6 protein-coding genes are annotated in these 12,856 nt (G+C 72.3%); 2 read left to right on the top strand and 4 right to left on the bottom strand.

Going from position 1 to position 12,856, the window contains the following annotated elements; translation table 11 throughout:
• Positions 1 to 144: 144 nt before the first annotated feature.
• A complete protein-coding gene (locus tag EES43_RS21190; RefSeq protein WP_124270169.1) occupies positions 145 to 1,503 on the top strand; it encodes a cation:dicarboxylate symporter family transporter in 1,359 nt (452 codons plus the stop codon).
• 81 nt (positions 1,504 to 1,584) lie between these two features.
• Here the strand turns inward: EES43_RS21190 and glgB are convergent, their stop codons facing one another.
• The 4 genes from glgB to EES43_RS21210 form a co-directional block, all read right to left on the bottom strand.
• Positions 1,585 to 4,032, bottom strand: coding sequence for a 1,4-alpha-glucan branching enzyme (gene glgB, locus EES43_RS21195; RefSeq protein WP_124270170.1), 2,448 nt, complete (start codon positions 4,030 to 4,032; stop codon positions 1,585 to 1,587).
• 72 nt (positions 4,033 to 4,104) lie between these two features.
• Positions 4,105 to 5,529 (bottom strand): maltokinase N-terminal cap-like domain-containing protein, encoded by a 1,425-nt coding sequence (locus EES43_RS21200; protein WP_124270171.1) that lies wholly within the window; start codon positions 5,527 to 5,529, stop codon positions 4,105 to 4,107.
• A 198-nt stretch (positions 5,530 to 5,727) separates the two neighbouring features.
• Positions 5,728 to 7,434, bottom strand: a complete 1,707-nt coding sequence (treS, locus tag EES43_RS21205; protein WP_124270172.1) for a maltose alpha-D-glucosyltransferase — start codon at positions 7,432 to 7,434, stop codon at positions 5,728 to 5,730.
• A complete protein-coding gene (locus tag EES43_RS21210; RefSeq protein ID WP_124270173.1) occupies positions 7,431 to 9,449 on the bottom strand; it encodes an alpha-1,4-glucan--maltose-1-phosphate maltosyltransferase in 2,019 nt (672 codons plus the stop codon). Before EES43_RS21210 ends, treS begins: the two co-directional genes overlap by 4 nt.
• A 679-nt stretch (positions 9,450 to 10,128) precedes the next feature.
• Between EES43_RS21210 and glgP the strand changes: the two genes are divergently transcribed.
• Complete coding sequence (gene glgP, locus EES43_RS21215) at positions 10,129 to 12,828, top strand: alpha-glucan family phosphorylase (protein WP_124270174.1); 2,700 nt, start codon at positions 10,129 to 10,131, stop codon at positions 12,826 to 12,828.
• The last annotated feature ends 28 nt before the right edge of the window (positions 12,829 to 12,856 follow it).

The raw sequence follows: 12,856 nt of genomic DNA on the forward strand, positions 1-12,856 counted from the left end.
CTCGCCGGACCGGACCTCTCCCAGTGGCCGAAAATCGCCCGTGAACGATATGAACGCAAGGGTGACCCGGGTCACAGGCCGGTGGATAGTCGCCGGAGCCCCCAGGGACGGGGGTGCAGCCGTGACCGAGCCGAGGAGCCCACCGTGGCAGTGGCAGCCAAACAGCGGGACAAGACCCACTACCTGTACATCGCCGTGATCGCCGCCGTGGTGCTCGGCATCCTGGTGGGCTTTGTGGCCCCCGGAGTCGCCGTCGAGCTCAAGCCCATCGGCACCGGCTTCGTGAACCTGATCAAGATGATGATCTCGCCGATCATCTTCTGCACGATCGTGCTGGGCGTCGGCTCGGTGCGCAAGGCGGCCAAGGTCGGCGCGGTCGGCGGTCTGGCGCTGGGCTACTTCCTGGTCATGTCGACCGTCGCCCTCGCCATCGGCCTGCTCGTCGGCAACATCCTGGAGCCCGGTTCCAGCCTGCACATCACCGAGGCCGCCCGGGAGGCCGGGGAGAGCCAGGCCGCGGGCGCCGGCGAATCCACCGTGGACTTCCTGCTCGGCATCATCCCGACCACGATCGTCTCCGCCTTCACGGCGGGCGAGGTGCTCCAGACGCTGCTCGTCGCGCTGCTCGCGGGCTTCGCGCTCCAGGCGATGGGCTCGGCGGGCGAACCCGTGCTGCGCGGCATCGGCCACATCCAGCGGCTCGTCTTCCGCATTCTGGCCATGATCATGTGGGCCGCGCCCGTCGGGGCCTTCGGGGCCATCGCCGCCGTGGTCGGCGAGACCGGGCTCGACGCCCTCAAGTCCCTCGCCATCATCATGATCGGCTTCTACGTCACCTGCGCGCTCTTCGTCTTCGTGGTGCTCGGCGCGCTCCTGCGGCTGGTCGCCGGGGTGAACCTGATCTCGCTGCTGAAGTACCTGGGCCGCGAGTTCCTGCTGATCCTGTCCACCTCCTCCTCCGAGTCCGCGCTGCCGCGGCTCATCGCGAAGATGGAGCACCTGGGCGTCAGCAAGCCGGTCGTCGGCATCACCGTGCCGACCGGCTACTCCTTCAACCTCGACGGCACCGCGATCTACCTCACGATGTCCTCGTTGTTCATCGCCAACGCCATGGGCGACCCGCTGAGCGCGAGCGAGCAGATCTCGCTCCTGGTCTTCATGGTGATCGCCTCCAAGGGCGCGGCCGGAGTCACCGGCGCGGGCCTGGCGACCCTGGCGGGCGGGCTCCAGTCGCACCGCCCCGAACTCGTCGACGGCGTCGGCCTGATCGTCGGCATCGACCGCTTCATGAGCGAGGCCCGCGCCCTGACGAACTTCGCGGGCAACGCGGTCGCCACGGTCCTGGTCGGCACCTGGACCAAGGAGATCGACCGCAGCCGCGTGGACGAGGTCCTGGCCGGCCGCATCCCGTTCGACGAGCGCACGCTCGTGGACGACGGCCACTCCTCCGGCGGCGACCTCCCCGAGCAGCGGGAGAGCGCCGAGGAGCCGGCCAAGGTCTGAGCCCGGCCGTGAACCGACGGAGCCGCCCCCACCGCGACGGTGGGGGCGGCTCCTTGTCGTCACGGGCCGGAGCGGGGCCGCTCAGACCGGGCGGAACCACACCGTCGCCAGCGGCGGCAGCGTCACCGCGATGCTGGACCCCCGGCCGTGCGCGGGCACCGACTCCGCCTTCAGCGGCTCCTCGTTGCGCACGTCACCGCCGCCGTAGCGGGCCGCGTCCGTGTTCAGCACCTCCGCCCAGCCCTCCGCCGCCTCCGGTACGCCGAGGCGGTAGTCGTGGCGCACCGCCGGAGAGAAGTGCGAGACCGCCAGGAGCGGCGAGCCGTCCGCGTCGTAGCGCAGGAACGCGAACACGTTGTCCTCGGCCGCCCCGCCGTCCACCCAGCTGAACCCCTCCGGCACCGTGTCGCGCTGCCACAGCGCGGGCACCGCGCCGTACACCGCGTTCAGGTCGCCGACCAGCGTGCGCACCCCGCGGTGGTCGCCGGACGCCTCGTACGCCGGGTCCAGCAGCCACCAGTCCGGGCCGTGCCCCTCGGACCACTCGGCCCCCTGGGCGAACTCCTGCCCCATGAAAAGGAGTTGCTTGCCCGGATGGGCCCACATGAAGCCGAGGTAGGCCCGGTGGTTGGCCCGCTGCTGCCACCAGTCGCCCGGCATCTTGGCGACCAGCGCCTGTTTGCCGTGCACCACCTCGTCGTGCGAGATCGGCAGCACGTAGTTCTCGCTGTACGCGTACACCATCGAGAACGTCATCTCGTCGTGGTGGTACTTGCGGTGCACCGGCTCCTTGGCCATGTACTGGAGCGAGTCGTGCATCCAGCCCATGTTCCACTTGAGCCCGAAGCCGAGGCCCCCGTGGTCGGTGGGGCGGGTGACGCCGTCCCAGGCGGTCGACTCCTCGGCGATGGTGACCACGCCGGGGTTGCGCCGGTAGACCGTCGCGTTCATCTCCTGGAGGAAGGCGACCGCGTCCAGGTTCTCCCGCCCGCCGTGTTCGTTGGGCGACCACTGCCCGTCCTCGCGCGAGTAGTCGAGGTAGAGCATCGAGGCCACGGCGTCCACCCGCAGACCGTCGATGTGGAACTGCTCGCACCAGTACGTGGCGTTGGCCACCAGGAAGTTGCGCACTTCCCTGCGCCCGTAGTCGAACTCCAGCGTCCCCCAGTCCGGGTGCGCGGCGCGCCGCGGGTCGGAGTGCTCGTACAGCGGGCGGCCGTCGAACTCGGCGAGCGCCCACTCGTCGCGCGGGAAGTGCGCGGGCACCCAGTCCATGATCACGCCGATCTCCGCCCGGTGCAGCGCGTCCACCAGGAACCGGAAGTCGTCCGGCGTGCCCATCCGGGAGGTCGGCGCGAAGAACCCGGTGACCTGGTAGCCCCAGGAGCCGCCGAACGGGTGCTCGGAGACCGGCATCAGCTCGACGTGGGTGAAGCCCAGGTCCTTGACGTACGCGGGCAGCTGATCCGCGAGCTGGCGATACGTCAGACCCGGACGCCAGGAGCCGAGATGCACCTCGTACACGGAGAACGGCGCTTCGTGGACGGGGCGTTCGCCGCGGCGCGCCATCCAGTCGGCGTCGCGCCACTCGTGGTGCGGGGCGGCGACCACCGAGGCGGTGGCGGGCGGGACCTCGGTGTGCCGGGCCATCGGGTCGGCCCGCATCGTGTGCGATCCGTCGGGGCGGCAGACGTCGAACTTGTACAGCGCGCCTTCGCCGACCCCGGGCAGGAACAGCTCCCACACCCCGCTGGAGCCGAGCGAGCGCATCGGGAAGCCGCGCCCGTCCCAGTAGTTGAAGTCGCCGCACACCCGCACACCGCGCGCGTTCGGCGCCCAGAGGGTGAACCGCGTCCCGGCCACCGACTGGTGCTCCATCGGCTCCGCGCCCAGGGCCCGCCACAGCTCCTCGTGGCGGCCCTCGCCGATCAGATGCAGGTCCAGCTCGCCGATGGCGGGCAGGAAGCGGTACGGGTCCTCGACCTCGATCGTGTTGTCGTCGTAGGCGATCCGCAGCCGGTACACGGGCGCCTCGGACACCGGCAGGACTCCGGCGAAGAAGCCGTCGCCCTCCTCGTGCAGTTCTGCCCGCACCCCGGCCGCCAGCACCGTGACGGAACGCGCGAACGGCCGCAGGACGCGCACCAGCACCCCGCCCGGGATCGGGTGCGCGCCCAGCACGTCGTGCGGGGCGTGGTGGTCGCCGGCGAGCAGCCGTCCCCGGTCCGCCCCGTCCAGGGCCGGTGCGGGGCGGGCGGCGTGCTCGTCGCCGCCCTGCCGGGGGCGCGGCGGAGCGGCGTCCGCGCGCCGGGGCCGCCGGGCGGCGGGTGCGGCGGCGGACTCGGCGGCCTCCGACGGCGCGGCGGTCGCCTCGGCCGCCTCGGCCGCCGGAGCCGCGAGAGCGGGTGCCGCGGCGGCGGTCTCGGCGGACCGCGGTGCCGGCTGCGGTGCGGACGGCGTCGCGGGCGGTACGGCCCCGGCGTCGGCGGTCTTGCGGGTTCCCTTGCGGGAGGGCTTGCGGGCGGTCACGGGGACTGCCTCCTCGGAGGGTGAAGGGGGAGGTGCACGGAGGTGGAGGGGACGCGGGCCGCCGCGGCCCGGTCAGGCGGCGGCGGACCGGGCCAGCCGGTGAATGGCCGCCATCGGTACCGGCAGCCAGTCGGGGCGGTGCCGGGCCTCGTAGAGCACCTCGTACACCGCCTTGTCGGTCTCGTGGGCGCGCAGCAGCTCCGGTTCGCCGCGCGGATCGGCCCCCGAGACCTGGCCGTAGCCCTCGCAGTAGGCCGCGCGGCAGCGGGCCGCCCACTCGGCGTTCCACGGGCGGTGCGAGCGGGCCGCGTAGTCGAACGAGCGCAGCATGCCCGCCACGTCGCGCACCGTCGGCTGCGGCCGGCGGCGCTCGGGGAGCGGCCGGGCCGGCTCGCCCTCGAAGTCGATCAGCGACCAGAAGCCGTCGCCGCTCCGGAGGGTCTGGCCGAGATGGAGGTCGCCGTGGACCCGTTGCAGCGCCCAGCCGTGCCCCCGGTGACCGAGGGCGGTCACCGCCTCGAACGCGGCGCGCAGCCCGGGGACGTACGGCACGAGCGCGGGGACCGCCTGCGCGGTCGCCTCCAGCCGCTGCGTCATCTGCGCGATCAGCTGCCGGGTCTGCGTGCCGCGCAGCGCCGGGGTCGGCAGGGCGGCGGCGAGCGAGGTGTGCACCTCGGCGGTGGCCCGGCCGAGCGCCCGCGCCTCGGGCACGAAGTCGCGGCCGGCGGCGAGGGCGGCGAGCGCGAGCTGCCAGCCGTCCCGGGCCCCGTGCAGGAAGGGCTGGAGCACGCCGAGGGTGAGCGGTTCGGGACCGCCCGCCTCGAACCAGGCGACCGGGGCCGGCACCCGCCCGCATCCCTCGCGGGTCAGTGCGAGCGGCAGTTCCAGATCCGGGTTGGTGCCCGGGAAGACCCGGCGGAAGATCTTGAGGATGTACGCGTCGCCGTAGACGAGCGAGGAGTTGGACTGCTCGGCGTCCAGCACCCGGGGCGCCAGCCCGGAGGGGATCTGCTCGGTCCGCTCGAACCGCAGCGGGCCGAGGACGCCGGGCCGGCGGAACCGTTCCAGCAGGAGTTCGGCCAGCCGCGGATCGTGCAGGGCGTCGTACACCGTGCGCCCGGCCAGCGGTCCGCGCTCCACCCGGCCGACCGACGCCCGCGCGAGCAGCGGCGGAAGTGACGTTCTTGCGCCGAGCAGGAGCTGGTAGCAGTCGTCGTCCGTCGGGCGGGCCGACCGGGAGGGCTGTTCGACCCGCAGCAGCAGGTGCAGCAGGCCCGGACCGGCCGAGCCGTCCAGTGGCAGCATCTCGGTGGCGGAGACCAGGGAGAAGCCGGTGACCGGCCGGCCCTTTCCGGCGAACCACCGCTGTCGCGGGAGCCATTCGTGCAGCAGCGGAGCGAGGGACGGGAGCAGGGCTCCGTCCGCCGTACCGCTTGCCGTTGCGCTGTTCCTCGTGCTCTTCGCCAGGGCGACGTGAGTGGATGCAGCCTCCGACATGGCATCGCGTCCTTTCCCCGGGCACACCACAGGATGCGAAGAGTGTCCCGGATTGCGGCAATGGCTGTCCGGCTGTGCGGGACGTGTCGGGAGAGGAGGGTCCGTACGGACTCGAACGGCGGAACCGCGAAGGCCCGATGTAGCTCCAAGTGCCCCGTGCGGGACGGCGGAAACCGCCCCGCACCCGATGGCGCCGCCTCAGGCCGGCGGCGCGTCCTTGCGCAGCCGGAACCAGTAGAAGCCGTGTCCCGCAAGGGTCAGCAGGTAGGGCCACTGCCCGATCGCCGGGAAGCGCACCCCGCCGATCAGCTCCACCGGATGGCGTCCGTTGAACGAGCGCAGGTCCAGCTCCGTCGGCTGCGCGAACCGCGAGAAGTTGTGCACGCACAGGACCAGGTCGTCCTTGTACTCGCGGGTGAACGCCAGCACCGCCGGGTTGGAGGAGGGCAGTTCGGTGTACGCGCCGAGACCGAACGCCGGGTTCTGCTTGCGGATCTCGATCATCCGGCGGGTCCAGTGCAGCAGCGAGGACGGCGAGGCCATCGACGCCTCGACGTTGGTGACCTGGTAGCCGTAGACCGGGTCCATGATCGTCGGGAGGTAGAGCCGGCCCGGATCGCTGGAGGAGAAGCCGGCGTTGCGGTCCGGCGTCCACTGCATCGGGGTGCGCACCGCGTCCCGGTCGCCCAGCCAGATGTTGTCGCCCATCCCGATCTCGTCCCCGTAGTAGAGGATCGGGGAGCCCGGCAGGGAGAGCAGCAGGGCGGTGAACAGCTCGATCTGGTTGCGGTCGTTGTCCAGCAGCGGGGCGAGCCGCCGGCGGATGCCGATGTTGGCGCGCATCCGCGGGTCCTTGGCGTACTCCGCGTACATGTAGTCGCGCTCTTCGTCCGTGACCATTTCGAGGGTCAGCTCGTCGTGGTTGCGCAGGAAGATGCCCCACTGGCAGTTCTTCGGGATCGCCGGGGTCTTGGCCAGGATCTCCGAGACCGGGTAGCGGCTCTCGCGCCGCACCGCCATGAAGATCCGCGGCATCACGGGGAAGTGGAACGCCATGTGGCACTCGTCCCCGCCCGCCTCGTAGTCGCCGAAGTAGTCGACGACGTCCTCCGGCCACTGGTTGGCCTCGGCGAGCAGCACGGTGTCCGGGTAGTTGGCGTCGATCTCCTTGCGGACCCGCTTGAGGAAGTGGTGGGTCTCGGGCAGGTTCTCGCAGTTGGTGCCCTCGCGCTGGTAGAGGTAGGGCACCGCGTCGACCCGGAAGCCGTCGATGCCCAGGTCCAGCCAGAAGCGCAGGGCCGCGAGGATCTCCTCCTGCACCGCCGGGTTCTCGTAGTTGAGGTCGGGCTGGTGCGAGAAGAAGCGGTGCCAGTAGTACTGCTTGCGCACCGGGTCGAAGGTCCAGTTGGACGTCTCGGTGTCGACGAAGATGATCCGGGCGTCCTGGAACTGCTTGTCGTCGTCGGCCCAGACGTAGTAGTCGCCGTAGGGCCCGTCCGGGTCGGTGCGGGACTGCTGGAACCACTCGTGCTGGTCGCTCGTGTGGTTCATCACGAAGTCGATGATCACGCGCATGCCGCGCTGGTGCGCGGCGTCCACGAACTCCACGAAGTCGGCCAGGTCGCCGAACTCCGGCAGCACGGCGGTGTAGTCGGAGACGTCGTAACCCCCGTCGCGCAGCGGCGACTTGAAGAACGGCGGCAGCCAGAGGCAGTCGACGCCGAGCCACTGGAGGTAGTCCAGCTTGGCGGTGATGCCCTTGAGGTCTCCGATGCCGTCGCCGTTGGAGTCCTGGAAGGACCGGACGAGTACCTCGTAGAAGACGGCCCGCTTGAACCAGTCGGGATCGCGGTCCTTGGCGGGGGTGTCCTCGAACGTGTCGTGGACGGGCTCATTGACGATCATGGTGTGGGTGACCCTCCGGTCGGCGGGGACGGTCGCAGAACCGCGATGTGCGCGGGCGTGGCGCCCGGCTTCAGGCGCACATAGAAGGTCCTGCCCCAGTGATAGGTGTCGCCGGTGAGCTCGTCGCGCACCGGTACGCGCTCGTGCCGGTCCAGGCCGAGCCGCTCCATGTCCAACGAGACCGTGGCCTCCTGGGTGTGGTGGGGGTCGAGGTTCACGACCACCACGACGGTGTTCGACCCCGAACGCTTGCTGTACACGAGCAGCGCGTCGTTGTCGGCCTGGTGGAAGTGGACGTCGCGCAGCTGCCGCAGGGCCGGGTTCCGGCGCCTGATCCGGTTGAGCGCGGTGATCAGAGGGCTCAGCGAACGGCCCTCGCGCTCCGCCGACTCCCAGTTCCTGGGGCGCAGTTCGTACTTCTCCGAGTGCAGGTACTCCTCGCTCCCCGGCGCGGCCGGGGTGTTCTCGCACAGCTCGAATCCGGCGTAGACGCCCCAGGACGGGGAGAGGGTGGCGGCGAGCACGGCCCGCGCCTCGAAGGCGGGCCGCCCGCCGTGCTGGAGGTGGCCCGGCAGGATGTCCGGGGTGTTCACGAAGAAGTTGGGCCGCATGTACGAGGCGGCCTCGCCGGCCAGCTCCGTGACGTAGTCGGTCAGCTCCTGCCGGGTCTCGCGCCAGGTGAAGTACGTGTACGACTGCTGGAACCCGATCGCGGCCAGGGCGTGCATCATCGCCGGTCGGGTGAACGCCTCGGCCAGGAAGACCACGTCCGGGTCGCCGCCGTTGACCTCGGCGATCACCTTCTCCCAGAAGACCACCGGCTTGGTGTGCGGATTGTCGACCCGGAAGATCCGCACCCCGCGGTCCATCCAGAACCGCAGGACGCGCACCGTCTCGGCGACCAGGCCGCGCATGTCCTTGTCGAAGGCGATCGGATAGATGTCCTGGTACTTCTTCGGCGGGTTCTCCGCGTACGCGATGGAGCCGTCGGGGCGGTGGTGGAACCAGTCCGGATGCTCCTCGACCCACGGGTGGTCCGGCGAGCACTGGAGCGCGAAGTCCAGCGCGATCTCCATCCGCAGCGTGCGGGCCGTCGCCACGAAGTGGTCGAAGTCCTCCAGCGTCCCCAGCTCCGGGTGCACCGCGTCGTGCCCGCCGTCCGCCGAACCGATCGCCCACGGCACGCCCGGATCGTGCTCACCGGCCGTCAGGGTGTTGTCCGGGCCCTTGCGGTGGGTGGTCCCGATGGGGTGGATCGGGGGCAGGTACACGACGTCGAAGCCCATGGCCGCGACGGCCGGCAGCCGCTCGGCGGCCGTCCGGAAGGTGCCGCTGACCAGCCGCGTCGGCGCGTCGGGCCGGGTGTCGGACGGGTCCACCGGGACCTGCTTCGCCCCCTCGGAGCGAGGGAACAGCTCGTACCACGAGCCGAACAGCGCCCGCTCCCGCTCCACGCGCACCGCCAGCGGCTTGGCCCGGGTGACCAGTTCGCGCAGCGGATGGCGGGCGAGCACGGCGTCGGCGGCCGGAGTCAGCGCGGCGGCCAGCCGGGCGGCGGGCGGATGTCCGCCGTCGCGCAGCGCGTCCACCGCGGCGAGCACCGCCTCGCGGCCGTGCTTCTTCGGCACCCCGGCGGCGGCCCGCTCCAGCAGGGCCGCACCCTCCGCCAGCACCAGGTCGGTGTCGATGCCCGCCGGGATCTTGATCGCGGCGTGCCGCCGCCAGGTGGTGACCGGATCGCTCCACGCCTCCACCGTGTACGTCCAGCGCCCCTCGGTCCCCGGCGTGACCTCCGCGCCCCACCGGTCGGTCCCCGGAGCCAGCTCGCGCATCGGCGTCCACGGGCCGACCCGGCCGCTCGGGTCGCGCGGGACGACGTTGGCCGCCACCGCGTCGTGGCCTTCGCGGAAGACGGTGGCGGTGACCTGGAAGGTCTCACCGACGACCGCCTTCGCCGGCCGTCTGCCGCAGTCGACGAGAGGGCGGACGTCCAGGACGGGAATTCGACCGATCATGGAATCACCTGGGGGCTGGAGCTCGGTGTGCACGGGAATCGGCACGGATGCGGAGGACCGACCGCGCGTGCCGCGATGATGGGGATCTGTCCTTTGTAGCTGCTCAGCTGTCTGCTGACGGGCTGTGGGCATGGCCGCTCCTGTCCGCGTTCACTCGAATGGCACTCGAATGGGTGGGTCGCGGGGGTTTCGCACATGTTTCAGCGTGCACGGAGAACGTCTGCGGGCCGGGTCGGACCGGCTACCGGGAAAGCCTTCCCCGCGTTCGCGGGTGGGAAATCCGGCGCCGTGTTAACTCCTCGGTCGTGGGCCGGCCGTCCGCGCCCGGCGTGCGCCGCGACGGGCATCCGGAGCCCGAAGCGCCTCCGCGGGTTCCGGGTACCCGCTCTGCGGCGCCACACGGCAGCCTTCCCTGTGACGGAGTGGTCCACAAGGCCGCGTACGGGGGTGAATCGGCCAAACCCCCAGGTGAACGGAGTGGCGAGGGGCGACGCGTGGGAGCGGCGGGGCTCCTGAGGGGGACGTGCGGGGCGGGCGCGGCCTGCCGCCGGGGACCCGGTGAGCCGTCCGCGCGCCGTGGCAGCGCGCCGCGTACGGCCGCTACCGTCGAGGGTGACGGAAGGGCGCACACCGTCGTGCGTCCGCTCGGATGCGCAAGTCGCCTGTAAAGGTGGAGTACGTGAAGGCCATTCGTCGATTCACCGTGCGTCCTGTCCTCCCCGAACCCCTGCGACCCCTCCACGACCTCGCGCGCAACCTGCGCTGGTCGTGGCACACCGAGACCCGTGAGCTCTTCCGGTCCGCCGACCCCGAGGGCTGGCGGCCCGTGGACGCCGACCCCGTACGCCTGCTCGGCTCCCTGTCCGCCGGGCGGCTCGCCGAACTGGCCCGGGACGAGGAGTACCTCGGACGCCTCGCCGCGGTGTCCGCCGATCTCCAGGAGTACCTGGAAGGCCCCCGCTGGTACCAGGACCAGCTCGCCGCCGGAGCGGAACTCCCCTCAGCCGTCGCCTACTTCTCACCCGAGTTCGGTGTGACCGCCGCGCTGCCCCAGTACAGCGGCGGCCTCGGCATCCTGGCCGGCGACCACCTCAAGGCCGCCAGCGACCTCGGCGTCCCGCTCGTCGGGGTCGGCCTGCTCTACCGCCACGGCTACTTCCGCCAGACCCTCTCGCGCGAGGGCTGGCAGCAGGAGCACTATCCCGTCCTGGACCCCGACGAACTCCCGCTCGACCTGGTCCGGGAGCCCGACGGCAGCGCGGCCCGGGTGGTGCTCGCCCTGCCCGGCGGGCGCTCGCTGCACGCCTGCGTCTGGCTGGCCCGGGTCGGCCGGGTGCCGCTGCTCCTGCTCGACTCCGACGTCGAGGAGAACGCCCCCGGCGAACGCGACGTCACCGACCGGCTGTACGGCGGCGGCAGCGACCACCGGCTGCTCCAGGAGATGCTGCTCGGCATCGGCGGAGTGCGCGCGGTGCGCACCTGGTGCCGGCTCACCGGGACCCCGGAGCCGGAGGTGTTCCACACCAACGAGGGGCACGCCGGATTCCTCGGCCTGGAGCGGATCCGGGAGCTGGCCGCCACCGGACTCGACTTCGACGCCGCCCTGGAAGTGGTCCGGGCCGGCACCGTCTTCACCACGCACACCCCGGTGCCCGCCGGGATAGACCGCTTCGACCGGCACCTGGTCGCCCGGCACTTCGGCGACGACGCCGAACTGCCCGGCGTCGCGGTCGACCGGATCCTGCCGCTCGGCCGGGAGACCTACCCCGGCGGCGAGCCGGAGCTGTTCAACATGGCCGTCATGGGGCTCCGGCTCGCCCAACGGGCCAACGGCGTCTCCACCCTGCACGGGGCCGTCAGCCGGGAGATGTTCTCCGGACTCTGGCCGGGATTCGATCCCGCCGAAGTCCCGATCACCTCCATCACCAACGGGGTGCACGCGCCGACCTGGGTCGCCCCCGAGGTGTTCCGGCTCGGCGCCCGGCAGGTCGGCGACGGACCGGCCCGCCAGGTCCTGGCCGGGGCGCCGGTGGACGGGGCCGCCCTCTTTGGCGGACAGGAGGGCGGCGACGCGCAGGCGGCGGCCGGGACCCCGCGCCGCTGGGACGCCGTCGGCGGGATCGGCGACCGCGAGATCTGGGACCTGCGCCGGGACCTGCGCGGGCAGCTGGTCGGCGAGGTCCGCCGCCGCCTCTACGCCTCCTGGCGGCGGCGCGGGGCGGGCACCGCCGAGCTGGGCTGGATCGACGACGTCCTGGACCCGGACGTGCTGACGATCGGCTTCGCCCGCCGGGTGCCGTCGTACAAGCGGCTCACCCTGATGCTGCGCGACCGCGACCGGCTGCGCGCTCTGCTCCTGCACCCCACGCACCCGATCCAGATCGTCGTCGCGGGCAAGGCGCACCCCGCCGACGACGGCGGCAAACGGCTGGTCCAGGAGCTGGTGCGGTTCGCCGACGACCCGCGGGTGCGCCACCGCATCGTCTTCCTGCCGGACTACGGCATGGGCATGGCGCAGAAGCTCTACCCCGGCTGCGACGTCTGGCTCAACAACCCGCTGCGCCCGCTGGAGGCGTGCGGGACCAGCGGGATGAAGGCCGCGCTGAACGGCTGCCTCAACCTCTCGGTGCGCGACGGCTGGTGGGACGAGTGGTTCGAGCCGGACTTCGGCTGGGAGATCCCGACCGCCGACGGCTCGGCGGTCGACGAGGACCGGCGCGACGAGCTGGAGTCCGGCGCGCTGTACGCCCTGATCGAGGACCGGGTCGCGCCGCGCTTCTACGACCGGGGCCCCGAGGGCCTGCCGGACCGGTGGATCGAGATGGTCCGCTCCACCCTGGTCAACCTCGGCCCCAAGGTGCTGGCCGGTCGGATGGTGCGGGAGTACGTGGAGCGGCTGTACGCCCCCGCCGCACGGTCCCGGCGGGCGCTGGCGCCCCAGGTGGCGCAGGGCCTGGCGGAGTGGAAGGCCAGGGTCCGGGCGGCCTGGCCCGACGTCACGGTGGACCACGTCGAGTCGGTCGCCGGCGGGGCCGCGGGCGGATCGGCGGAGCTGGGTTCCACGGTGTCGCTGCGCGTGCGGGTCGGGCTCGGCGGGCTCGACCCGGACGACGTCGAGGTCCAGGCGGTCGCCGGGCGGGTGGACTCCGCCGACGCCATCGCCGACGCCCAGGTCTTCCCGCTGAAGCCGGTGGGCGGCCACGACCTGGCGGACCGCCGGCTCTACGAGGGTCCGCTCGCCCTGGACCGGACGGGCCCGTACGGCTACACCGTGCGCGTCCTGCCCGCCCACCGGCTGCTGGCCTCCGGGGCGGAACTGGGCCTGGTGGCACTGCCGACCGAGGCGACCGGCGAGGGCGCCGGCGTGATCCTGCGCTGAGCGGGCCCGCCGCCGCGCGCCGGGGACG

It is taken from the genome of Streptomyces sp. ADI96-02 (assembly GCF_003846185.1).
Taxonomy (GTDB): Bacteria; Actinomycetota; Actinomycetes; order Streptomycetales; family Streptomycetaceae; genus Streptomyces.